General features: G+C 50.7%; 16 protein-coding genes and 2 pseudogenes. 7 read left to right on the forward strand and 11 right to left on the reverse strand.

Annotated elements, in window-relative coordinates:
- Positions 1-19: 19 nt before the first annotated feature.
- A complete protein-coding gene (gene priA, locus QUE74_RS24495; protein WP_001355353.1) occupies positions 20-2,218 on the reverse strand; it encodes a primosomal protein N' in 2,199 nt (732 codons plus the stop codon).
- Between the two features lie 202 nt (positions 2,219-2,420).
- Here priA and rpmE point away from each other — a divergent pair, with 202 nt between their 5' ends.
- Positions 2,421-2,633, forward strand: a complete 213-nt coding sequence (gene rpmE / locus QUE74_RS24500; RefSeq protein ID WP_000710769.1) for a 50S ribosomal protein L31 — start codon at positions 2,421-2,423, stop codon at positions 2,631-2,633.
- 60 nt (positions 2,634-2,693) lie between these two features.
- Here the strand turns inward: rpmE and QUE74_RS24505 are convergent, their stop codons facing one another.
- Together QUE74_RS24505 and metJ are read right to left on the reverse strand one after the other, a co-directional pair.
- The gene (locus QUE74_RS24505; RefSeq protein ID WP_000877403.1) at positions 2,694-3,302 is read right to left on the reverse strand and encodes a YiiX family permuted papain-like enzyme; all 609 of its coding nucleotides are present in this window, start codon (positions 3,300-3,302) and stop codon (positions 2,694-2,696) included.
- Positions 3,303-3,361: 59 nt separating this feature from the next.
- Positions 3,362-3,679 carry a met regulon transcriptional regulator MetJ gene (gene metJ, locus QUE74_RS24510; protein WP_000852812.1) on the reverse strand — a complete coding sequence of 106 codons (318 nt, stop codon included), beginning with the start codon at positions 3,677-3,679 and terminating at the stop codon, positions 3,362-3,364.
- A gap of 276 nt (positions 3,680-3,955) precedes the next feature.
- Here metJ and metB point away from each other — a divergent pair, with 276 nt between their 5' ends.
- Both metB and metL read left to right on the forward strand, forming a co-directional pair.
- Positions 3,956-5,116 carry a cystathionine gamma-synthase gene (gene metB, locus QUE74_RS24515; RefSeq protein ID WP_001353720.1) on the forward strand — a complete coding sequence of 387 codons (1,161 nt, stop codon included), beginning with the start codon at positions 3,956-3,958 and terminating at the stop codon, positions 5,114-5,116.
- A gap of 2 nt (positions 5,117-5,118) precedes the next feature.
- Positions 5,119-7,551: a bifunctional aspartate kinase/homoserine dehydrogenase II gene (metL, locus tag QUE74_RS24520; protein WP_000110774.1), complete on the forward strand. Its 2,433-nt coding sequence runs from the start codon at positions 5,119-5,121 to the stop codon at positions 7,549-7,551.
- A 230-nt stretch (positions 7,552-7,781) separates the two neighbouring features.
- Here the strand turns inward: metL and QUE74_RS24525 are convergent.
- The 4 genes and pseudogenes from QUE74_RS24525 to QUE74_RS24540 all read right to left on the reverse strand — a co-directional run.
- Positions 7,782-8,627, reverse strand: a pseudogene (locus QUE74_RS24525) (nucleoside-specific channel-forming protein Tsx); the annotation flags it as partial.
- Positions 8,628-8,704: 77 nt separating this feature from the next.
- Positions 8,705-10,324, reverse strand: coding sequence for a bifunctional metallophosphatase/5'-nucleotidase (locus QUE74_RS24530; protein ID WP_001355354.1), 1,620 nt, complete (start codon positions 10,322-10,324; stop codon positions 8,705-8,707).
- A 40-nt stretch (positions 10,325-10,364) separates the two neighbouring features.
- Positions 10,365-11,915 (reverse strand): bifunctional metallophosphatase/5'-nucleotidase, encoded by a 1,551-nt coding sequence (locus QUE74_RS24535; RefSeq protein WP_001261171.1) that lies wholly within the window; start codon positions 11,913-11,915, stop codon positions 10,365-10,367.
- Between the two features lie 232 nt (positions 11,916-12,147).
- Positions 12,148-13,275: a hypothetical protein gene (locus tag QUE74_RS24540; protein WP_000067199.1), complete on the reverse strand. Its 1,128-nt coding sequence runs from the start codon at positions 13,273-13,275 to the stop codon at positions 12,148-12,150.
- Between the two features lie 132 nt (positions 13,276-13,407).
- On the opposite strand from QUE74_RS24540, the pseudogene QUE74_RS24545 reads away from it, so the two are divergent.
- The 4 genes and pseudogenes from QUE74_RS24545 to yijE all read left to right on the forward strand — a co-directional run bounded on the left by QUE74_RS24545 (position 13,408) and on the right by yijE (position 19,737).
- Positions 13,408-14,957: pseudogene (locus tag QUE74_RS24545) on the forward strand (bifunctional metallophosphatase/5'-nucleotidase).
- 382 nt (positions 14,958-15,339) lie between these two features.
- Positions 15,340-16,230, forward strand: a complete 891-nt coding sequence (metF, locus tag QUE74_RS24550; protein ID WP_000007523.1) for a methylenetetrahydrofolate reductase — start codon at positions 15,340-15,342, stop codon at positions 16,228-16,230.
- Positions 16,231-16,557: 327 nt separating this feature from the next.
- The gene (gene katG / locus QUE74_RS24555) at positions 16,558-18,738 is read left to right on the forward strand and encodes a catalase/peroxidase HPI (protein ID WP_001297636.1); all 2,181 of its coding nucleotides are present in this window, start codon (positions 16,558-16,560) and stop codon (positions 18,736-18,738) included.
- Between the two features lie 93 nt (positions 18,739-18,831).
- A complete protein-coding gene (gene yijE, locus QUE74_RS24560; RefSeq protein ID WP_001271249.1) occupies positions 18,832-19,737 on the forward strand; it encodes a cystine transporter YijE in 906 nt (301 codons plus the stop codon).
- Positions 19,738-19,761: 24 nt separating this feature from the next.
- Here the strand turns inward: yijE and QUE74_RS24565 are convergent, their stop codons facing one another.
- The 4 genes from QUE74_RS24565 to ptsP form a co-directional block, all read right to left on the reverse strand.
- Complete coding sequence (locus QUE74_RS24565; protein ID WP_000647864.1) at positions 19,762-20,379, reverse strand: DUF1287 domain-containing protein; 618 nt, start codon at positions 20,377-20,379, stop codon at positions 19,762-19,764.
- Between the two features lie 271 nt (positions 20,380-20,650).
- Positions 20,651-21,754, reverse strand: coding sequence for a bifunctional L-1,2-propanediol dehydrogenase/glycerol dehydrogenase (gldA, locus tag QUE74_RS24570; RefSeq protein WP_000373986.1), 1,104 nt, complete (start codon positions 21,752-21,754; stop codon positions 20,651-20,653).
- 10 nt (positions 21,755-21,764) lie between these two features.
- Positions 21,765-22,427 carry a fructose-6-phosphate aldolase gene (fsa, locus tag QUE74_RS24575; protein WP_000424847.1) on the reverse strand — a complete coding sequence of 221 codons (663 nt, stop codon included), beginning with the start codon at positions 22,425-22,427 and terminating at the stop codon, positions 21,765-21,767.
- Positions 22,428-22,438: 11 nt separating this feature from the next.
- Positions 22,439-24,940, reverse strand: coding sequence for a phosphoenolpyruvate--protein phosphotransferase (ptsP, locus tag QUE74_RS24580; RefSeq protein WP_001185164.1), 2,502 nt, complete (start codon positions 24,938-24,940; stop codon positions 22,439-22,441).
- Between the last annotated feature and the right edge of the window lie 101 nt (positions 24,941-25,041).

Consider the following 25,041-nt stretch of genomic DNA (forward strand, 5'->3'; position numbering starts at 1 on the left):
GCCTCGCATCGTTTGCGCATTAGCCCTCGATGGGATCGACATCCAGCACCCATTTCACCTTACGGGAATCCGGTATTGTATTGATGAGCGCCAGCGTACCACTAATGATGTGTTGCAAGCGCACGCGGGAAGGGTGCTGCAACAATATCTGCCAGCGCCAGCGGCCACCACGCTTAGGGGCCAGTGCCGGAACCGGACCGAGAACCCACAGTTTGTCGTCTGCAAGCGGGCTGGCGAGGATCAGATTACGCAACTGTTGCAGGAACAGCGGCGCGTGCTGATTGTTATGATCTTCCGCACGCACAATCACATGGCTGGTCCACGGCGGCAGTTGCATCATGCGTCGTTCAGCCAGCGCCTGTTCGGCAAAGGCGTCGTAGCCTTTATAGAGCAATGTTTGCAACAGAGGATGTTCCGGATGGTGCGTTTGCAGCACCACTTCACCCTGTTTACCCGCACGCCCGGCACGACCGGCGACCTGGGTGTAAAGCTGGGCGAAACGCTCTGCCGAGCGAAAATCGGCAGAAAACAGCGCGCCGTCTACGTCCAGTAATGCCACCAGCGTCACATCCGGAAAGTGGTGACCTTTCGCCAGCATTTGCGTGCCGATCAAAATCCTCGCACCGCCGCGATGTACTTCCGCCAGTTGTTGTTCAAGCGCCCCTTTGCGGCTGGTGGTATCGCGGTCGATACGAGAAATGGGCACGCCGGGGAACATCGGCGCAAGCGTCTGTTCAAGCTGTTCGGTGCCCAGCCCCACGGGGACCAGGTGCGTGGAACCGCAGGAAGGGCACTGGCGCGGCACCGGACGCTGACTGTCACAGTGGTGACAGCGCAAATGCTGTTGCGCCTGATGCAGCGTGTAGTAGTGATCGCAACGTGGGCATTCGGCAATCCAGCCGCAGTCGTGGCACAGCAGGGCAGGTGCAAAGCCACGGCGGTTAAGAAAGAGGATAACCTGGTTGTCGGCCTGTAAATGCTGGCGCATACGGGTGATTAACGCCGGAGCCAGACCAGCCTGCACCTTCTGACCTTTTAAATCCAGCACGTGTTGAATTGCCGGACGCGCATTCCCTGCCCGACGGGTCAGGCGTAGCAGGCGGTATTTTTTCTGCTGGACGTTGCATAACGTTTCCAGCGCGGGCGTTGCGGAGCCAAGAATAATCGGGATTTGCTCGCTGTGCGCACGATACACCGCCAGGTCGCGGGCATGATAGCGCCAGCCTTCCTGCTGCTTGTAGGAACTGTCGTGCTCTTCATCAATGACAATCACACCGAGATTTTTAAACGGCGTAAACAGCGCGGAGCGGGTGCCGATCACAATCGCCGCCTCACCATTTTTCGCTTTCAACCACGCCGAAAGACGTTCGCTGTCGTTCAGGCCGGAATGCAGAACTTCCACTGGCGCATTAAACCGCTCACGAAAACGGGCAATAGTTTGCGGTGTCAGGCCGATTTCCGGCACCATCACCAGCGCCTGTTTGCCCTGAGCGAGCACGTTTTCCAGCACGCTTAAATAGACTTCCGTTTTACCGGAACCGGTAACACCCGCCAGCAGCCAGGCAGAAAAAGTATCTGCCGCGCTATGAATTGCGCCAACGGCGGTGGCCTGTTCGGTATTCAATCGCAACCGTTCACCAGAAACGGCATAGTTCGTGCGCCAGTCGCTAAACTCTGGTGTTTCACTTGCTAAATCACACAGACCTTTTTTGCGCAGCGCCTGCAACGCGGCATCATTAAATTCGAGCGTGGCAACCTGAGCACGCCAGATTTTGCCTTGCCGTAACGCTGCCAGCGCCTGTTGTTGCTTGGGTGAGCGTTTCAGGCTGTTCAGATCCACCGCCTGACCTTGTTCAGTGGCAAACCAGTACCACATCGGCGCGTTCGCCGCAGGCCGCCCCTGGCGTAGTAAAATCGGCAAGGCATGAAACAGCACATCGCCAATCGGATGATGATAGTAATCCGCGGCCCATAGCAGTAATCGCCAGACGGAGTGAGTAAATACCGGCTCAACGTCCAGCACTTCTACTACCGCTTTCAGCTCGTTAAGCGGCAGCTCGCTGACATCGCTAACTGACACCACAACCCCGATACGCTCCTGCTGTTTGCCAAACGGCACACGCACGCGACACCCGGCTTTAACCGTCATGCCTTCTGGCAGCAGATAGTCAAAGGTACGAGGAAGCGGAACGGGCAAGGCAACGTGAGCAACGGGCATAGCATCATCCTGACTTGAAATTCGGTGGAACAGTATACACATTGCCGTAGAGGAGTGCGGATCAGTTTGCATACGCTGGTTAATTTCTGTATGATTCGGCGCCTTTGATACGAAATGATCGTGTCAAACTATACTTTAAACATCGCGTGGTGTCTGGCGTTAGGGCTGGAAGAGCGACGCGGCCTTAAACCGAGGTTTTCCCATGAAAAAAGATATTCACCCGAAATACGAAGAAATTACTGCTAGCTGCTCTTGCGGTAACGTAATGAAAATCCGCTCCACCGTTGGTCATGATCTGAACCTCGACGTGTGCAGCAAGTGCCACCCGTTCTTCACTGGCAAACAGCGTGATGTTGCTACCGGTGGCCGTGTTGACCGCTTCAACAAGCGTTTCAACATCCCGGGCAGCAAATAAGACCGGATTTCCGAAAAAAGCGCCGCACGGCGCTTTTTTTGTGTCTGAATTTTGGTCGTATTACCACGAAAACAGCGGCCATTCTTTGGCGACTGTGGTGAGTTGTGGCGCATCGAAAACGGCCTGGGGTGAAACTACTGTTTCCTCAAGCGGAATATTTTTCCCATAACGTTCTTTGAGTTTCGCCTGAACCAGCGGGTTACTAAGATCGAACTCTTTCAACTTCTGCTGTTCACCTACGCGCATCCCCAGCGCGTTCTGATAAACCTTCCACACCACTTCCGAACAGTACTGGCGATCGTCGCTCCACGAGAAGCTGAAGTCATACGGTTTTCCGAGATAACGTTTTGCCGTTTGCGCCAGTTTTTGCTGTTGTTCAACACTCAGTCCGCCTTCAACGCGGCGAACAACGTATTTGCCCTTTTCACCATGGGCGATCCACTGCTTGAGCGGGGTGTATTTCACCGGGCCGACCGCTTCAAAAACGTAGGGCTTTTTGTTACGCATCACCAGCATACCGGTGTGGCTGTAATCGGAATGGGTCGCCAGTTGGATCGCTTTACTTTGCGATGAGCGAGAGATTTGAAAGATGATGTCGCCAGTTTGCGGCTGCCAGGCAAAGGCAGGCACAGAAACCAGCAGGCTGAGGATCAGTAGCCTGTATTTCATAGTTAAACGTCCATGTATGAAAAAAGCGGCTGGTTAACTCCGCGCCGCTCTTTTCCGCTTTAGTATTCCCACGTTTCCGGGTTAATCCCCATCTCACGCATGATCTCTTTTGCCGCTTCCGGGATTTCGTCGCTGCGCTCTTTACGCAGATCGGCATCATCCGGCAGAGGTTGCCCGGTAAAGGCATGCAGAAACGCTTCGCACAGCAGCTCGCTGTTGGTAGCGTGACGCAGGTTGTTCACCTGACGACGCGTGCGTTCATCGGTGAGGATTTTTAACACCTTAAGAGGAATGGAAACCGTAATCTTTTTGACTTGTTCACTCTTCTTGCCGTGCTCAGCGTATGGGCTGATATATTCGCCGCTCCATTCAGCCATGAGATACTTAATCCTCTTCGTCAATAAATTGAGACCAGACCACACAATTTATGTGGGTACTGACCGTAAACCCGCATAGTTTACCGTACAGGCGTTACCGTGACATCGTGTAATGCACCTGTCGGCGTGATAATGCATGTAATTTTAACGGTTATTGGGGATTTGCTCAATCTATACGCAAAGAAGTTTAGATGTCCAGATGTATTGACGTCCATTAACACAATGTTTACTCTGGTGCCTGAGATTTCACCGACAAAGCCCAGGGAACTTCATCACATGACGCGTAAACAGGCCACCATCGCAGTGCGTAGCGGGTTAAATGACGACGAACAGTATGGTTGCGTTGTCCCTCCAATCCATCTTTCCAGCACCTATAACTTTACCGGATTTAATGAACCGCGCGCGCATGATTACTCGCGTCGCGGCAACCCAACGCGCGATGTGGTTCAGCGTGCGCTGGCTGAACTGGAAGGCGGTGCTGGTGCAGTGCTGACTAATACCGGCATGTCTGCCATCCACCTGGTAACGACCGTCTTTTTGAAACCTGGCGATTTGCTGGTTGCACCGCACGACTGCTACGGCGGCAGCTATCGCCTGTTCGACAGCCTGGCGAAACGCGGCTGTTATCGCGTGCTGTTTGTTGATCAAGGAGATGAGCAGGCATTGCAGGCTGCACTGGCAGAAAAACCCAAACTAGTACTGGTAGAAAGCCCAAGTAATCCATTGTTACGCGTCGTGGATATTGCGAAAATCTGCCATCTGGCAAGGGAAGTCGGGGCGGTGAGCGTGGTGGATAACACCTTCTTAAGCCCGGCATTACAAAATCCACTGGCATTAGGTGCCGATCTGGTGTTGCATTCATGCACGAAATATCTGAACGGTCACTCAGATGTAGTGGCTGGCGTGGTGATTGCTAAAGACCCGGACGTTGTCACCGAACTGGCCTGGTGGGCAAACAATATTGGCGTGACGGGCGGCGCGTTTGACAGTTATTTGTTGCTGCGCGGTTTGCGAACGCTGGTGCCGCGTATGGAGCTGGCGCAGCGCAACGCGCAGGCGATTGTGAAATATCTGCAAACCCAGCCGTTGGTGAAAAAACTGTATCACCCGTCGCTGCCGGAAAATCAAGGGCATGAAATTGCTGCGCGCCAGCAAAAAGGCTTTGGCGCAATGTTGAGTTTTGAACTGGATGGCGATGAGCAGACGCTGCGTCGTTTCCTGGGTGGGCTGTCGTTGTTTACGCTGGCGGAATCATTAGGGGGAGTGGAAAGTTTAATCTCTCACGCCGCAACCATGACACATGCAGGCATGGCACCAGAAGCGCGTGCTGCCGCCGGGATCTCCGAGACGCTGCTGCGTATCTCCACCGGTATTGAAGATGGCGAAGATTTAATTGCCGACCTGGAAAATGGCTTCCGGGCTGCAAACAAGGGGTAAAAATGAGTGTGATTGCGCAGGCAGGGGCGAAAGGTCGTCAACTGCATAAATTTGGTGGCAGTAGTCTGGCTGATGTGAAGTGTTATTTGCGTGTCGCGGGCATTATGGCGGAGTACTCTCAGCCTGACGATATGATGGTGGTTTCCGCCGCCGGTAGCACCACTAACCAGTTGATTAACTGGTTGAAACTAAGCCAGACCGATCGTCTCTCTGCGCATCAGGTTCAACAAACGCTACGTCGTTATCAGTGCGATCTGATTAGCGGCCTGCTACCCGCTGAAGAAGCCGATAGCCTCATTAGCGCTTTTGTCAGCGATCTGGAACGCCTGGCGGCGCTGCTCGACAGCGGTATTAACGATGCGGTGTATGCGGAAGTGGTGGGCCACGGTGAAGTGTGGTCGGCGCGCCTGATGTCTGCGGTACTTAATCAACAAGGATTGCCAGCGGCCTGGCTTGATGCCCGCGAGTTTTTACGCGCTGAACGCGCCGCGCAGCCGCAGGTTGATGAAGGGCTTTCTTACCCGTTGCTGCAACAGCTACTGGTACAACATCCGGGCAAACGTCTGGTGGTGACCGGGTTTATCAGCCGTAACAACGCCGGTGAAACGGTGCTGCTGGGGCGTAACGGTTCCGACTATTCCGCGACACAAATCGGTGCGCTGGCGGGAGTTTCCCGCGTAACCATCTGGAGTGACGTCGCCGGGGTATATAGCGCCGACCCGCGTAAAGTGAAAGATGCCTGTCTGCTGCCATTGCTGCGTCTTGATGAAGCCAGCGAACTGGCGCGTCTTGCCGCGCCAGTGTTGCACGCGCGTACTTTACAGCCAGTTTCTGGCAGTGAAATCGACCTGCAGCTGCGCTGTAGCTATACACCGGATCAAGGTTCCACGCGCATTGAACGCGTGCTGGCTTCCGGTACGGGCGCGCGTATTGTCACCAGCCACGATGATGTCTGTTTGATTGAGTTTCAGGTGCCCGCCAGTCAGGATTTCAAACTGGCGCATAAAGAGATCGACCAAATCCTGAAACGTGCTCAGGTGCGCCCACTGGCGGTTGGCGTGCATAACGATCGCCAGTTGCTGCAATTTTGCTACACCTCGGAAGTGGCCGACAGTGCGCTGAAAATCCTCGACGAAGCAGGATTACCTGGCGAACTGCGCCTGCGTCAGGGGCTGGCGCTGGTGGCGATGGTTGGGGCGGGCGTCACCCGTAACCCGCTGCATTGCCACCGCTTCTGGCAGCAACTGAAAGGCCAGCCGGTCGAGTTTACCTGGCAGTCCGATGACGGCATCAGCCTGGTGGCAGTACTGCGCACCGGGCCGACCGAAAGCCTGATTCAGGGGCTGCATCAGTCCGTCTTCCGCGCAGAAAAACGCATCGGCCTGGTATTGTTCGGTAAGGGCAATATCGGTTCCCGCTGGCTGGAACTGTTCGCCCGTGAGCAGAGCACGCTCTCGGCGCGCACCGGCTTTGAATTTGTGCTGGCAGGCGTGGTGGACAGCCGTCGCAGCCTGTTGAGCTATGACGGGCTGGACGCCAGCCGTGCGCTAGCCTTCTTTAATGATGAAGCCGTCGAACAGGATGAAGAGTCGCTGTTCCTGTGGATGCGTGCCCATCCGTATGATGATTTAGTGGTGCTGGACGTTACCGCCAGTCAGCAACTGGCCGATCAATACCTCGATTTCGCCAGCCACGGTTTCCACGTCATCAGTGCCAACAAACTGGCGGGAGCGAGCGACAGCAATAAATATCGCCAGATCCACGACGCGTTCGAAAAAACCGGGCGTCACTGGCTATACAACGCCACCGTCGGCGCAGGTTTGCCGATCAACCATACCGTGCGCGATCTGATCGACAGCGGCGACACTATTTTGTCGATCAGCGGGATCTTCTCCGGCACACTCTCCTGGCTGTTCCTGCAATTCGACGGTAGCGTGCCGTTTACCGAGCTGGTGGATCAGGCGTGGCAGCAGGGCTTAACTGAACCTGACCCGCGTGATGACCTCTCCGGCAAAGACGTGATGCGCAAGCTGGTGATTCTGGCGCGTGAAGCGGGTTACAACATTGAACCGGACCAGGTGCGTGTTGAATCACTGGTGCCAACCCATTGCGAAGGTGGAAGCATCGACCATTTCTTTGAAAATGGCGATGAACTTAATGAGCAGATGGTACAACGGTTGGAAGCGGCCCGTGAAATGGGGCTGGTGTTGCGCTACGTGGCGCGTTTCGATGCCAACGGCAAAGCGCGAGTAGGCGTGGAAGCGGTGCGAGAAGACCATCCGCTGGCATCACTACTACCGTGCGATAACGTCTTTGCCATCGAAAGCCGCTGGTATCGCGACAACCCGCTGGTGATCCGCGGGCCAGGTGCAGGGCGCGACGTCACCGCCGGGGCGATTCAGTCGGATATTAACCGTCTGGCGCAGTTGTTGTAGTGATTATTGAACAAAAGCTGGCAGTTGCCAGCTTTTGTTGTCACCTCTAAACCACCTCCTGCGGAGGTGGTGATTGATTGTCATTTTGCCTTTGGTCAGTGCCCCGGTAATAAGGGGCTTTTGTGTTGAGCGATGAATTCACAGTGTGAATGGTGAAGTTATTTATGACAATTACAAAATGGCATTAAGTAAAAATATCTAAAACATCACCTGATTTAAAATTGATAACCAATAGTAGTATAGGTTCCCCATCCTGTGTTTTTTAATTCAAATGGACCATCTCCGAAGTTAACTTTCTCCCCAGCATTCCATTGTCCACCGTTGTGAAAATAACGTAGTGTAAATGCAAATTTCCAGTGTTCATATAGCAGGGAAAGGATATGGCTTGAAGCAATAGCATTACTGGTTCGTTTATTATTGTGTGATTTGTCCGCAAGATCGGAGCCAAAATCAAAGTTAGTAAAACTATTGTATACCAATCGCCCTCCGAATAAATGGGTAAGAGGAATGCTATATTTTATTTTGAATCGATATCCGTCCCATTCATTTTCATTAGCGGCACCATAGTTTTGCCACTGATACTTGGTGTATATATTGGCAGAAAGCTTAATTGGTAGACCCGTGTCGATATCTGTACCAAGCCCCATATACCATGTACTTTGCCGGGATGACTGGTTGTCACCCATATCATAGACATAGTTGTTTGCAATGAACCATTCTTTAAAAGGGCCGAACGCAAGATTTAATCCGGTCAATTTGTCAATGGAAAACCGAGGTTCTATTTCCGTAAATAGTGGTGAGCCCTCATCCCAGATCCCAACATCATAGTGACTGCCGACGCCAAAGAATTTTGGTAGATCAACATAACCATAAAAATCAAACCAGTCTTTTCTTCCTGCTACAGTATATTCAGGGTAGAGGTCGTTAGTCAGCCTTGGGCCAAAGCGAGAGTCTGTGCGACCAATGACATTCAAGCTTTGATGTAACCAGCCTTCCTCACTTTTAATTTCCTGAGCGTTTCCAATGCAAGGTATTAATAGAATCGATAAAGCTATCCCGTGCTTTTTTATACACATAAATATATCTCATTATTTATTGTTGATTTAGAGAAAAATAATGCCATTCAGTGAATGAATGGCATTATAATTTTTTATTATTTGCTAACGTCCACCCGCATTTCATTTACCTGTGCAGGCGTAATCTTGTGGCCTTTCTTCAAATAATCGATCACGACATCGGACATGTTATTTCTGGCGCGGACCTGAACATTTTTCCCTTCTTTGAATGCCAGAAAACCATCGCCCCCCAGTGCAAGGAAAGTCGTTGTTGCAACATGGTAAATATTCGTATCAACGATCTCTTCACCATTAATTTTAAAAGATACTATGCGCTGACCTACTGGTTTCTGCGGGGTATAGCGCATTTCTGCGCCTTTTGACATTTGCAGGATGCCATTGGTAAGCGATGCCCCGTGTTCCAGTAGGTTACGCAGATCCTTACCGCTGAGATCCATTTCAGTAAGTTCATTCTTGAAGGGGAATGTACTGGTAATGTCGCCAAAGGTAATCGTGCCTGCATTTATATCCGCACGTAAGCTGCCGGAGTTTATCAATGCAATCTGTGCAGTCGGAGCAGCGACAAGCATTGCATCGGTAAACAGGTTGCCTAGTTGCGATGACTCACCATAGGCGCGAGTTAATACAATCGATGATTCACCCACTGGTTGGCGTACAATATCCGCCAGTTTTTTATTCCAGCCATTGATAACTTTTTGTGTCGTTGGATCGGGTATCCATTCATCGGCATAAACTGTTTTCAGCTCAAAGCTCTTCATTTTATGGGTACGAGCTGTAGGGTTGACATCAAGGACTAATTTACCAATATCGATACCGCCACTATCAGTCGAAAGGATTAAGGTGTTGCCGACTTTGATTGGTTCTGGCGTTCCGACGTGGGCATGCCCGGTAATCAGAATATCCAATCCTTTCACCTTGCTAGCGGTTTGAATATCTTTATCAAGAGCGCGTCTAACATCTGTATTGCCAATGCTGGACTGACGCGCCGGAACGCCTTCATGAACCAGCGCCACAGTGAGGTCAACCTTATCACGTAACTCGTCGATATAATGCTGCAAATACTTCACTTCATCACGTGCTTCAATCCCCTGATTCTTAAGGGTCTCGGAAGATTTATCAAAGCGGTTATTATTGTCATTATCGAGTCCCTGGAGAGAGAGCTCCGAGACCGTATCATTAAATGCAAATACGCCGTGTAGCCCAATAATACCAATCTTGATGCCATCTTTTTCCAGGATGGTGTAGGGCTTGTTCCAGAAGGGTTTCTCACTCTCTTTATGATAAACATTGCCCAATAAAACAGGAAAATTCGCTTTGCTTAATTGTCGCAGGGCATTATCCCAGCCATGGTCAAACTCATGATTGCCGATTGATACTGCGTCAAAAGGCATGGTATTCATAATGTCAATTATTGCTTCGCCCTTTGTCAGACTGCTGATATAAGGGCCGGTGAAATAGTCTCCAGCATCAAAATAAAAGGTGGCTTTATTTTTCGCTTTCTCTTGTTTTACTAAAGTAGATATATTGGCAAAGCCGCCAATGTCGCGTTTTCCGTCTGCGATATACGGCACTTTATAAGAATCCACATGAGTGTGAAGATCATTTGTATAAATAATCGTGCCATCCTGCGCCATGACTGAGACCGAAAAAATAGTCAGCAATGTTGCGGCAAGTAAAGTACGCTGCACTGTTTTCATTCGCATTCCTTGTTAAATATATAGACTGATAAATGATATTTTATTTGGCGACGTCCATGACTCGTTTAGTTAAGTCTGGGGTGACAGGTTTATGATTTTTGAAATAATCGATGATTGATTCCGCCGAGGTTGTTCCCGGTATCGTCTTCACATTTTTTCCATTCAAAAATGCTTCAAAACCGTCACCACCACTGGCACAAAAGGAGTGCGTGGCAATACGATATGTTTGATTATCTTCCACGGGTTTGCCGTTAATGGTGAAAGAGATTAACCGTTGGTTGAGTGGTTTTTTGCTGTCATAGACAACCGCAACGCTTTTTGAAACCTGTAACACACCGTTAGTTAGATTGGTTGCATGCGTCATCAACGATTTGAGATCGCGGCCCGTCAAATCCATCTCGATGAGGTCATTATTAAAGGGGAATGTGCTAATAACATCTCCCAGTGTGATATCACCTTTAGGAAAATCAGCTCGCATCCCACCGCTATTTTGAAATCCGGCAATGGCATCAGGTGTTTTTTCCATCATTGCATCCAGAATAAGGTTACCGGTAGAAGAAGAACTGCCATACTCACGTGTTAAAACTACGGGAGAATGGCCGACAACTTCCTGTGTTATTTTGTTAAGTTTTACGCTCCATTTATCGATAGTATTTTGAACGATGGTGTCAGGTTTAAATTGATCTGCAAAGATGGTGATTAACTCACCATTATAACTATCAATTTTCTTTGTTTTCGGATTGTAATCAAGCACAAGTTTTCCGATGTCGGTGCCGTATGCATCGGTAGATACAATTAATGTGTTATTAACTTTTATTGGTTGCGGTGTTCCGACATGTGCGTGACCGGTAATTAAGACATCAACACCATTCACTTTTTTAGCTGTCTCAATATCTGCCTGTAGTAGCCGCTCCACATCTTTACTACCAAAGCTTGATTGACGCGCCGGAACACCTTCGTGAATTAGCAAAACGGTAATGTCGACTTTACCTTTTAATTCTGCAAGTGCTTTATTTAAATATTTAATTTCGTCTCTGGCTTCTACGCCTTCACGTGCTTTTGCCGCGACTGTATCATAGAAAGCGAATGCACCATGCAATCCAATCACACCAATCTTTAAACCATCTTTTTCGATAATGGTCCACGGATGATCCCAAACTGGTTTATTTGTATCGGTGTAGTAAATATTTCCCAGCAGAATGGGGAATTTTGCTTTTGATAACTGAGATACCATATTGGGCACGCCGTGATCGAACTCGTGATTACCAACGGACACCGCATCAAAGGGCATGGTGTTCATGATATCAATAATAGCTTCACCTTTGGTCAGGGTACTGATATACGGACCGGTAAAATAGTCGCCTGCATCAAAGAAAAAGACATCTTTGTTTTTTTTCTTCGCTTCATTAACGATGCCTGCGATATTAGCCATACCACCTACAAGTCTGTTCTTATCAACAGCGGGAATTTTTGCCGGATTGACATGTGCGTGAATATCATTCGTATAATAAATAGTAACGTCCTGAGCTAGTATACTGTGAGAAAACATCACGCTGAATATGACTGATAAAGTCGTAAATACAGTTCTCATCATCCCTCCTTGATAGGGGTTGTTACATTGGTTGAATTATTTAAATAAAAGGAACTCCGTGTCTTATTTTTATGTAAGCATAGGTCAGGAAAGTATTATGTGATCTTAGTAACAAATAATGTTATTAATTAAACATTGACTGTGATTATATTTTTCAGTCATACATTCATATATTTAATTAAATGAGAAATAGTGATCCCATTAATTTATGGTCGTTTGTCGAGTGTATTGACTAACAAGATGGATTGAGCGATTCATTGTATTTTAACGCCAGTGAGGTCAGCATTTTCGTTACGCGACCTGCGGATAATAACGCGCTTTGGGTAAAGTCGTGTTGGTCTGTCAGCCATGTGATAAAGCAACGACTGGTTGCCAGAGAAACATTTGCGCCCCTTTCTAAGGAGACTCCTGTGAGCAGGCAGACCATCTTGCTGTTATTCCCCTGCCCCCAGCGTTGCCACTGATTTTGCCACCAACCATGGTATGTCGTTCCCTGAAAATGCCAGGGAATATCAGCGTTACGGTCGCTGATTTCTTCTTCTACGAACCAAAGTTCGCCTTGTTGTTGGCGGAACTGATCTGCCCAGGCTGTAATAATTGCGCCTCTCAGAAAACATTCGTGTGAAATGATATGCGTTTTGACATGTGGAAAGCGGATTTTCAGTATTCTGAAATGCCCGTGTGCCGTGATAACCGGGCGTAGTATGGCTCCCTTGCCATTGCGCTTGAGCACAGCACTGCCATACTGAATTTCATCGAACTGGCTCCGGCGCAAGAATTGCGCTTCACGCATATCTACCCTCTGCACAATATCGCTATGGTGCTCAGTTGGTTCTGTATTGCCTCTGTAACTGTACCGCAGACTGTCTCCTGTCTGATGTTGCGTATAATTCGTGGAGAGATGAAGGATGTTGCCACGAGTGGCGTCAAGACTGACTAAAACATAGAGCTTTTGTAGTGCGCTGGCTCCTTGAAAGGGCATGAACAGTTGAACGGTTTCAATGGACTGGGGATACGTAATTTCTCTTGCTGGCTGCTGTTTCGGAGTCCAGACTTTTTTGCATGAACGGCATTGAACGCGTTGTGTTCCCTGCGGGTTGTGGCCATAAAAAATCTTTTCTTTACAATAGCATGATGGACAAAAATGCCCTGTTTCTATGGCACACGTAGTCATGTGAACTGACAACCAGTCACGAAATTGTTGTTCATCAAACAAAGGGGGGTAACTTCCGCATGCCTGGCAGTGTAGTGCCGGAAAACCCAGTTTATAGTCTGGCCAACTGTAATCTTCCGATGAGGCCAATCCCAAATTTCGACAACCGAACGTTTTACAGACATTAATCGCAAACAGATTTGACATATATCACCAACGATTTCATAAGGTCGTTGATTTTGTCCTACAGTTATCGCCTCTGGATGTGAGTATTCTCACATAAAAAAGCCTTTCAGAACGTAATGTAGCAATCCTTTATCTCACTGGAAGGGATTGTTTATGAAAATTAAAATGCTTGCTGCGGGTATCGCATTAACACTGCCGTTTTGGGCTTGCGCCAAAGATGTCACCATCATTTATACCAACGACCTCCATGCACATGTAGAGCCTTATAAAGTGCCGTGGATTGCTGACGGTAAACGAGATATTGGCGGCTGGGCAAATATCACTACGCTTGTTAAACAAGAAAAAGCTAAAAACAAAGCGACCTGGTTTTTTGATGCGGGTGACTATTTTACCGGGCCGTATATCAGCAGCCTGACTAAAGGCAAGGCGATTATCGATATTATGAATACCATGCCGTTCGATGCGGTCACTATAGGTAATCATGAATTTGATCACGGCTGGGACAATACGTTATTACAGCTGAGTCAGGCAAAATTCCCGATTGTGCAGGGTAATGTTTTTTATCAGAACAGCAGTAAATCATTCTGGGATAAGCCCTATACCATCATTGAAAAAGACGGCGTGAAAATTGGCGTGATTGGTTTGCACGGTGTATTTGCCTTTAATGATACGGTATCTGCGGCAACGCGAGTGGGTATTGAGGCGCGTGATGAAATTAAATGGCTACAACGTTATATCGATGAACTCAAAGGCAAGGTTGATTTGACCGTTGCCCTGATCCACGAAGGTGTTCCGGCCCGCCAGTCCAGTATGGGAGGCACAGATGTGCGTCGCGCGCTGGATAAAGATATTCAGACGGCAAGTCAGGTGAAAGGGCTGGATATTTTGATCACCGGGCATGCACATGTGGGTACGCCGGAACCGATTAAAGTCGGCAATACGTTAATCCTCTCCACTGACAGCGGCGGGATTGATGTGGGTAAACTGGTTCTCGACTACAAAGAGAAGCCGCACACTTTTACGGTGAAAAACTTCGAGCTTAAAACCCTTTACGCCGATGAGTGGAAGCCCGATCCGCAAACGAAACAGGTGATTGATAGTTGGAACAAAAAGCTGGATGAAGTCAGCAAACGGTGGCGCAATCGCCGGTTGAATTAAAACGTGCCTATGGTGAATCGGCTTCCCTCGGGAACCTGGCGGCGGACGCTTTGCTGGCAGCGGCGGGTAAAAATACCCAGTTGGCGTTAACCAACTCTGGCGGGATTCGCAATGAGATCCCGGCGGGTGCAATTACGATGGGTGGCGTCATCAGTACCTTCCCGTTCCCCAACGAACTGGTGACGATGGATCTCACGGGTAAACAATTACGCAGTTTGATGGAACACGGCGCAAGTTTAAGTAATGGCGTTTTACAGGTATCGAAAGGCCTGGAAATGAAGTACGACAGCAGCAAGCCGGTTGGTCAGCGGGTTATCTCACTGACTTTGAATGGCAAACCGATTGAAGATGCGACGGTTTACCACATTGCCACTCAGAGTTTCCTTGCTGATGGTGGAGATGGTTTTACCGCGTTTACCGAGGGTAAAGCGCGCAATACGACGGGCGGTTATTACGTTTATCACGCGGTGGTTGATTACTTTAAAGCGGGTAATACCATCACGGATGAACAGATCAACGGTATGCGCGTGAAAGATATTAAATAAAAGTACGCACTGAGTTGACTCTGCTGTTTGTTACCCGTTGATTTCGCAGATTCTGTATTCGGCCTACACGAGAGCGCAGGCCGAATCAGATGCTTTAGCATCACCATCTGGTGGCAGGGCGTTGTTTTTCGAATGAGAACAGGTGCCGTTGTGTTGCCTGTATATCAGTCAAAACGAGTGAGGTTGATTGCGCTATAAAGAAATCTATTTATTACCTCTAATTAAGATGAATTTTTTTCATCTTCCCTGATTTTTCCTCACCATCATTGGTCATTTTTCGGTTGACGCCCTTCAGCTTTTCCTTCATCTTTACATCTGGACGTCTAAACGGATAGATGTGCACAACACAACATATAACTACAAGCGATTGATGAGGTAAGGTATGAGCTTTTTTCACGCCAGCCAGCGGGATGCCCTGAATCAGAGTCTGGCAGAAGTCCAGGGGCAGATTAACGTTTCGTTCGAGTTTTTCCCGCCGCGTACCAGTGAAATGGAGCAGACCCTGTGGAACTCCATCGATCGCCTTAGCAGTCTGAAACCGAAGTTTGTATCGGTGACCTATGGCGCGAACTCCGGCGAGCGCGACCGTACGCACAGCATTATTAAAGGCATTAAAGATCGCACTGGTCTGGAAGCAGCACCACATCTTACCTGTATTGATGCGACGCCCGACGAGCTGCGCACTATTGCACGCGACTACTGGAACAACGGTATTCGCCATATCGTGGCGCTGCGTGGCGACCTGCCGCCGGGAAGTGGTAAGCCAGAAATGTATGCTTCTGACCTGGTGACGTTGTTAAAAGAGGTCGCGGATTTCGATATCTCCGTGGCGGCGTATCCGGAAGTGCATCCGGAAGCGAAAAGCGCCCAGGCAGATTTGCTTAATCTGAAACGAAAAGTGGATGCCGGAGCCAACCGCGCCATTACTCAGTTCTTCTTCGATGTTGAAAGCTACCTACGTTTTCGCGATCGCTGCGTCTCGGCAGGCATTGATGTGGAAATTATTCCGGGCATTTTGCCGGTTTCGAACTTTAAACAGGCGAAGAAATTTGCCGACATGACTAACGTGCGTATTCCGGCGTGGATGGCACAAATGTTCGACGGCCTGGATGACGATGCTGAAACCCGCAAGCTGGTGGGCGCAAATATCGCGATGGATATGGTGAAGATTTTAAGCCGTGAAGGAGTGAAAGATTTCCACTTCTATACGCTTAACCGCGCTGAAATGAGTTATGCGATTTGCCATACGCTGGGTGTTCGACCTGGTTTATAAATAGTGTGCCTTTTGTGAAAATCACACTGTGATCACAAATTTTAAACAGAGCACAAAATGCTGCCTCGAAATGCGAGTGAGAAAATAAGGTAGTCAGCCTTGTTTTCTCCCTCATTTCTTGAAGAATACGAAGCTAAAACCTTTTTTATAAAGCATTTGTCCGAAATCGGACATAATCAAAAAGTCTTAATTACGATCAATTTGATCTACATCTCTTTAACCAACAATATGTAAGATCTCAACTATCGCATCCGTGGATTAATTCAATTATAACTTCTCTCTAACGCTGTGTATCGTAACGGTAACACTGTAGAGGGGAGCACATTGATGAGCACGTCAGACGATATCCATAACACGACAGCCACTGGCAAATGCCCGTTCCATCAGGGCGGTCACGACCAGAGCGCGGGGGCGGGCACAACCACTCGCGACTGGTGGCCAAATCAACTCCGTGTTGACCTGTTAAACCAACATTCTAATCGTTCTAACCCGCTGGGTGAGGACTTTGACTACCGCAAAGAATTCAGCAAATTAGATTACTACGGCCTGAAAAAAGATCTGAAAGCCCTGCTGACAGAATCTCAACCGTGGTGGCCAGCCGACTGGGGCAGCTACGCCGGTCTGTTTATTCGTATGGCCTGGCACGGTGCGGGTACTTACCGTTCCATCGACGGACGCGGCGGCGCGGGTCGTGGTCAGCAACGTTTTGCACCGCTGAATTCATGGCCGGATAACGTCAGCCTCGATAAAGCGCGTCGTCTGTTGTGGCCAATCAAACAGAAATATGGTCAGAAAATCTCCTGGGCAGACCTGTTTATCCTCGCGGGTAACGTGGCGCTGGAAAACTCGGGCTTCCGTACCTTCGGTTTTGGTGCTGGTCGTGAAGACGTCTGGGAACCGGATCTGGACGTTAACTGGGGTGATGAAAAAGCCTGGCTGACTCACCGTCATCCGGAAGCGCTGGCGAAAGCACCGCTGGGCGCAACCGAGATGGGCCTGATTTATGTTAACCCGGAAGGCCCGGATCACAGCGGCGAACCGCTTTCTGCGGCAGCAGCTATCCGCGCGACCTTCGGCAACATGGGCATGAACGACGAAGAAACCGTGGCGCTGATTGCGGGTGGTCATACGTTGGGTAAAACCCACGGTGCCGGTCCGACATCAAACGTAGGTCCTGATCCAGAAGCTGCACCGATTGAAGAACAAGGTTTAGGCTGGGCGAGCACTTACGGCAGCGGCGTTGGCGCAGATGCCATCACCTCTGGTCTGGAAGTGGTCTGGACCCAGACACCGACCCAGTGGAGCAACTATTTCTTCGAGAACCTGTTCAAATATGAGTGGGTACAGACCCGCAGCCCGGCTGGCGCAATCCAGTTCGAAGCGGTAGACGCACCGGAAATTATTCCGGATCCGTTCGATCCGTCGAAGAAACGTAAACCGACAATGCTGGTCACCGACCTGACGCTGCGTTTTGATCCGGAGTTCGAGAAGATCTCTCGTCGCTTCCTTAATGATCCGCAGGCGTTCAACGAAGCCTTTGCCCGTGCCTGGTTCAAACTGACGCACAGGGATATGGGGCCGAAATCTCGTTACATCGGACCGGAAGTACCGAAAGAAGATCTGATCTGGCAAGATCCGCTGCCGCAGCCGATCTACAACCCGACCGAGCAGGACATTATCGATCTGAAATTCGCGATTGCGGATTCTGGTCTGTCTGTCAGCGAACTGGTGTCGGTGGCCTGGGCGTCTGCTTCAACCTTCCGTGGTGGAGACAAACGCGGTGGTGCCAACGGTGCGCGTCTGGCATTAATGCCGCAACGTGACTGGGACGTGAACGCCGCAGCCGTTCGTGCCCTGCCAGTTCTGGAGAAAATTCAGAAAGAGTCTGGCAAAGCTTCGCTGGCGGATATCATTGTGCTGGCTGGTGTGGTTGGCGTCGAGAAAGCCGCAAGCGCCGCAGGTTTGAGCATTCATGTCCCGTTTGCGCCGGGTCGCGTTGATGCGCGTCAGGATCAAACTGACATTGAAATGTTTGAGCTGTTGGAGCCGATTGCTGACGGTTTCCGTAACTACCGCGCTCGTCTGGATGTTTCCACCACTGAGTCACTGCTGATTGATAAAGCACAGCAACTGACTCTGACCGCGCCGGAAATGACCGCGCTGGTGGGCGGGATGCGTGTACTGGGTGCCAACTTCGATGGCAGCAAAAACGGCGTCTTCACTGACCGCGTTGGTGTATTGAGCAATGACTTCTTCGTGAACTTGCTGGACATGCGTTACGAGTGGAAAGCGACTGACGAATCGAAAGAGCTGTTCGAAGGTCGTGACCGTGAAACCGGCGAAGTGAAATACACGGCCAGTCGTGCGGATCTGGTCTTTGGTTCTAACTCAGTCCTGCGTGCGGTGGCGGAAGTTTACGCCAGCAGCGATGCCCACGAGAAATTTGTTAAAGACTTCGTGGCGGCATGGGTGAAAGTGATGAACCTCGACCGTTTCGACCTGCTGTAATCTGACCTTCTTCAGCGACTGTCTTTCAGGCAGTCGCTGAAGTTTCTTTACCGGCGTATAGTGTCCACAGGAAAACTACACACTGGATCTCTCATGTCTGCCGCAGGAAAGAGCAACCCACTGGCAATCAGTGGCCTGGTTGTGCTCACACTTATCTGGAGTTATAGCTGGATTTTCATGAAGCAAGTCACCAGCTACATCGGTGCCTTCGACTTTACCGCTTTACGCTGCATTTTCGGCGCTCTCGTTTTATTCATCGTCCTTTTATTACGCGGTCGCGGCATGCGCCCGACGCCCTTTAAATACACCTTAGCCATTGCCCTGTTACAAACCTGCGGGATGGTTGGCCTGGCGCAGTGGGCGCTGGTGAGCGGCGGAGCGGGGAAGGTGGCGATCCTGAGCTATACCATGCCATTCTGGGTGGTGATTTTCGCCGCGTTGTTTCTCGGTGAACGCCTGCGACGCGGGCAATATTTGGCGATTCTGATTGCCGCTTTCGGCTTATTTTTGGTGTTGCAGCCGTGGCAACTCGATTTCTCTTCGATGAAAAGCGCCATGCTGGCGATCCTCTCTGGTGTCAGTTGGGGGGCGAGTGCCATTGTCGCTAAACGCCTTTACGCCCGTCATCCGCGCGTAGATTTATTGTCGTTAACATCCTGGCAGATGTTGTATGCGGCGCTGGTGATGAGTGCGGTCGCTTTACTGGTGCCGCAACGTGAAATTGACTGGCAGCCCACCGTATTCTGGGCGCTGGCCTACAGTGCGATTCTGGCGACGGCGCTGGCCTGGAGCTTATGGCTGTTTGTGCTGAAAAACTTGCCCGCCAGTATTGCCAGCTTAAGTACACTGGCGGTTCCCGTTTGCGGCGTACTCTTTTCCTGGTGGTTGCTCGGTGAGAATCCCGGCGCGGTTGAAGGCAGCGGTATTGTGCTGATTGTGCTGGCACTGGCGCTGGTGAGCCGTAAGAAAAAAGAAGCCGTCAGCGTAAAAAGGATCTGAATTTTTTACAGGTGGGGCGAGCGCTTATTTAGCAAAATACCGATAATGCCCCACCATCCGCCAGCTAAACAGCACGTCTTCTTCCTGCGCGCCTGCGCCAATGTTATGTATCACCAGCGGCGTACCGTCGCGGGCTAAGCCATCTGACACTACTCCGATATGCGCCAGCCCATTATCTAATCGCCAGGAGACAATATCGCCCGCTTGGTAGTCACTGGCGTTTTTGCTGGTGGGGCGCGTTTTATCGTGGCGGGTAAACCAGGTTTCCAGATTAGGCACCCGACGGTGATCGATGTTGCTGTCCGGGCGCTTTAACTTCCACTTTTGCGGATAATCGGCAAAATTCTTCGCCATATCTTCGTGAACCAGTTTTTGCAAATCGACCTTCTGGCTGCGCAGGGCGCGGATCACCACATCGGAACATACACCGCGTTCTTGTGGGACATCACCGCCAGGATAAGTAAGCTGCACATACGCCGGATCGTAAAATAGCGTGCTGCCAATTTGCTGTCTGGCACCGTCTGCGATGGCAAGATTGGTGTTGGCCTGGATTTGTACCACGGTTGGTGGAACAGCGGGAGATTTTAAGGAGTAACTGGTAAATACCGTCAGAAGACTGAACAACGCCAGTGAAGCTTTCATCTGTTTCGTCCGTGAAAAAATATTCACAGATTCGACCTTCCGGGCTAACGATTGTTCTGTGGAGAAAATGTCCAGAAGCGGATAAAAACTCCCGAACAACGTGGGAGTATCAGATTAATGGCACAGAGTGCCGGATGCGGCGTGAACGCCTTGTCAGACATAAAAAACACGTAAATTCAATGCATTGCAGATATTTCGTAGGCCTGATAAGCGTAGCGCATCAGGCAATTTTGCGTTCAAACTCCCGGACAAGCCGGGAGTTTGGCATAGATTATTCCCACTCTTGCAGGAAACGCTGACCGTACTGGTCGGCTACCAGCAGTGCGGCGTAAACCTGATCTGGCGTCGCGCCGCCAGGCATGTTGTGGATGGTTTCACCTTCTGCACATGCCGCTTCTGCCACAATCCGCATTTTCGCCGGGACATCTTCTTTAATATCCAGTTGAGCGAGGGTTATTGGCAAACCTACCGCATGGCTAAGTGCAGCTACGGTTTCGATTTCTTCCACCGGCGCATTTTCCAGAACCAGCTGCGTCAGCGTACCGAATGCCACTTTTTCACCATGATAATAGTGATGGGCATCAGGGATTGCAGTCAGGCCGTTATGCACCGCGTGCGCCGCAGCCAGCCCACCGCTTTCAAAGCCAACGCCGCTCAAATAGGTGTTCGCTTCAATCACGCGTTCCAGTGCTGGAGTTACTACATGCTGTTCGGCGGCAAGCATCGCTTTTTCGCCTTCTTCCAGCAGCGTGTTGTAGCACAGTTCAGCCAGCGCCAGCGCTGCCTGAGTACACTTACCGCCCGCCATTGTGGTCGCACCGCTACGAGAGCAAGCACGCGCTTCAAACCAGGTCGCCAGCGCATCGCCGATACCCGCCGCTAACAGACGTGCAGGTGCGCCCGCGACGATTTTGGTGTCGACAATGACCATATTCGGGTTATTTGGCAACAGCAAATAGCGGTCAAACTCACCATCATCGGTGTAGATAACAGACAGCGCGCTGCACGGTGCGTCGGTAGAGGCAATAGTCGGTGCGATCGCTACCGGAACATCCATGAAATGTGCCAGCGCTTTGGCAGTATCGAGGGTTTTTCCGCCACCGATACCGAGAATTGCGCCACACTGCGCAGTCTCCGCGATGCCACGCAGACGGTCGATCTCATTTTGCGAACATTCACCGCCAAACGGCGCAATTTCTACTACCAGTCCAGCATCTTTAAAGCTTTTCTCGACAGTGGATTGAGCAAAACCTAAAACAAATTTGTCACCCACCACTAACCAGCGTTCTGCCAGCGGCTTCAGGTACTCGCCCAGACGATTAATGACATCTGCGCCCTGGATGTATTTACCCGGTGATTGAATAATGCGGTCCATAATTGCTCCTTTAGAGATGAGTAGTGCCAAATGCGGCATTCCAGTCGTGCTCAAACTTCTCTATAGCCGACTCTACCGCAGGAGTGTTGAGCATTTGTTGCGCTACATCTAAGGGTAGGGTGATGGACTCACATCCTGCCAGCAAACATTCCAGCGCCTGACGCGGTGTTTTAAAGCTGGCAGCCAGCACCATGCTTTCTGGCGCGTGCATTTCCAACAGCGCTTGCAGCTCCTGAACCGTACGAATGCCGTCACCGCCCTGGGCGTCGACGCGGTTAACATACGGAGCAACATATTTTGCCCCTGCCAGCGCGGCTAATAACCCTTGTGCGGCGCTATATACAGCGGTGCCAAGTGTAGTAATACCCTCTTTTTTCAGCATTTTAATGGCGGCAAGACCTTCGGAAGTTACCGGGATTTTCACCACAATGCCCGGAATGGCGTCGCGCAGGCGCTTCGCTTCTTCCACCATACCCTGCGCGTCACGACTCATGGTCTGAGCAAACAAAATACCCTCATCACCAATCGCTTTTTGCAAACGCGGCAGCACTTCCCAGATGGACTCCTTGCTGGCCGCGATAATGCTCGGGTTAGTTGTTACCCCGGCAATCGGGAATATGCGTGCCAGACGTTCGACTTCTGCGACGTTAGCGGTGTCCAGATACAGTTCCATGATGTTTCCTTTTACAGTTCCAGTTCATGTTGCAGCAGGCTGGCGATAGCGTCGGCAGAGGCGGCGTTAACCAGCGCGTTACGGAATTCTTCGTGCATGATGCGGCGAGCGAGGCGCGAGAAAATGCGCATATGCTGATCGCCGGCAGCGTGTTTGTTAAGGGTTAACATAATGATGAATTGTGCTTCATCATCGCCCCAGCGCACTGGCGCTTGCAGACGCGCCACGCTGATGGTGGACTGCTCAATGTGTTCTGATTTGCTGTGTGGAATGGCAAAACTAAAGCCCAGACCGGTAGAGAAAACGGCCTCGCGCGCCCACAAGTCGGCTTCCAGTTTACGCGGATAGCGGCAGCGGCCCGCCAGCAGCAGGTTATCGGTCATGCCTTTGAGCACTTCTTCTTTGCTGCGCCAGTCGCTTTCCAGCGTGATGCACTCGGCGGTGACCAACGGTGCGTCCTGTTGCGTCATGCGGAATTGTGCCAGCAGGTGTTCCACTTCCAGCGAAGTACGGCAGGCCATTGCCTGGTTGAGTAACTGGCGGCATTCGCGGCTATCAAGTTGCGCCATCCGCGCTTTCGCCGCCGGAATTGACGGTGCACTCATGCTCAACTCATCCAGCCCTAAACCGACCAGCAACGGCAGCACGGAACCTTTCGCCCCCAGTTCACCGCACAGACCAATCCATTTGCCCTGGCGATGCACTGCCTGCACGGCGTAATCAAGCGCTCGTAAGAATGCCGGATTCAGGCTGTTGTAGTGACGAGTTACCTTAGCGTTATCGCGATCCACTGCCAGCAGATATTGCGTCAGGTCATTACTACCAATACTAAAGAAATCAATCTCTTCACAGCATTGATCGATGATGAACATTACTGACGGCACTTCAAGCATGATACCGAGCTGGATTTTCTCATCAAACGGAATGTGTTCGTTACGCAGCTGCTGTTTAGCTTCTGCCAGTTTTTCTTTCACCCATAAGATCTCTTCCATTGAAGAGATCATCGGGATCATGATTTTCAGGCTGCCATGAGCGGAGGCGCGCAGGATCGATCGTAGCTGCGTGGTAAACAACGAGGCGTACTCTTCATAAATACGTACGGCGCGATAACCGAGGAACGGGTTTGCCTCTGCGGGAATATTCAGATAATCAACGGGTTTGTCACCGCCAATATCCATAGTGCGCACAATAATGCTGCGTCCGTTGGCGGACTCCAGCGCCTGACAAAAAATGTTGTACAGCTCGCTTTCGCCCGGTGCACTGGTGCGATCCATATAGAGCATTTCAGTGCGGAACAAACCAACGCCTTCCGCACCATTGCCGAATGCGGCCTGCGCTTCGACGGAGTGAGCGATGTTAGCGGCAATTTCAATGCGGATACCGTCAGCGGTACGGGCTTGTTGGGTCAGCCAGACACGCTGTTGCTCACGAAGGGCGTTCTGTACGCGGGCTTCTTGCTGATAATAACGGGCTACGGCTTCTCCAGGCTCAACCACAATCGCCCCAGCGTTGCCGTCGATATAAATCGTTTGATGCTGCCACGGAGTAAGGGCATCAATATCCACACCAACCAGCGTCGGAATGTTGAACGAACGGGCAAGGATCACCGTGTGTGAGGTGGTGCCGCCGCTTTTGAGCAACAATCCTTTGAGGTGATTTTTATCCAGTTCGAGGAACTGGCTAGGGGTCAGTTCATCCGCCATACAAATGGCGGGCTGCGTTAGCTTGCCCGGTGCCGGAAAGCGTTTCTCGCCGTAGATTTGCTGGAGTAACTGGAAGCAGACATCGCGCACATCCAGCGCGCGTTCTTGCTGGTAGCTGCTGCTGGAACGGGAAAACTCTTCGCAAAAGTGATTCGCACTGGCGACAATCGCTTCGGCGCAGCTTAATCCAGCGCTGACGCCTGCCAGTAAATGTTCGCGCAGGGAAGTATCGCCAGCCAGGGAGCGGTGCGCTTCCAGAATCGCGCTGGTAGCACCGTCGCTATCCAGCAGACGAAACTCAATATTTTTCAGTACCAGTGTCAGGCCGTTTTCCAGCGCGGATTGCTCGGCGTCAACGCCGTTGGTTGCGGGGAGGTTACCCAGCGCGTTGAGATCTAAAGAAGAGATTGGCGTCAGAATGCCGCCTGCGCTACCACTGCATACGGTGCGGGCGCGGATAATACGCGGATTCAGGTTGGTTAATGATACCGGCAGCGGCTCCAGTTCGTCAGATTTTATTTCCGCCAGCGGCGCGTCGCAGTGGGGAAATTCATCGCGCAGCCATTGGCTTAAACGCTGATGCGCTTCCTGTTCATCGGCCCCGGAAATCAGTAACTGGCAGCTATCGCCCACCAGCGTATCGGTGCCAATCAGCGCAAGGGCGCTTTTGGCGTTGCCCTTGCGGTCAGTGCGCAGGTTATGCCACTCAATTTGTGATGAAAAAGTATTACACAGCGTTTCAACGTGGCTTGCCGGACGGGCATGTACGCCGTTAGGTAGCTCACAAATAAATTCCACAATCAGGGCCATTGCCTTTCTCCCGGTACGGTTCTCTGTTTACAGGATAAGAGCGCACGGCAACGGCCTGCCATGTGACAAATCTGCCAAAAGCTGGACAAATGTAATGTAAC

Origin of the sequence: Escherichia sp. 10290 (genome assembly GCF_030295155.1) — a bacterium.
GTDB lineage: Bacteria > Pseudomonadota > Gammaproteobacteria > Enterobacterales > Enterobacteriaceae > Escherichia > Escherichia coli_F.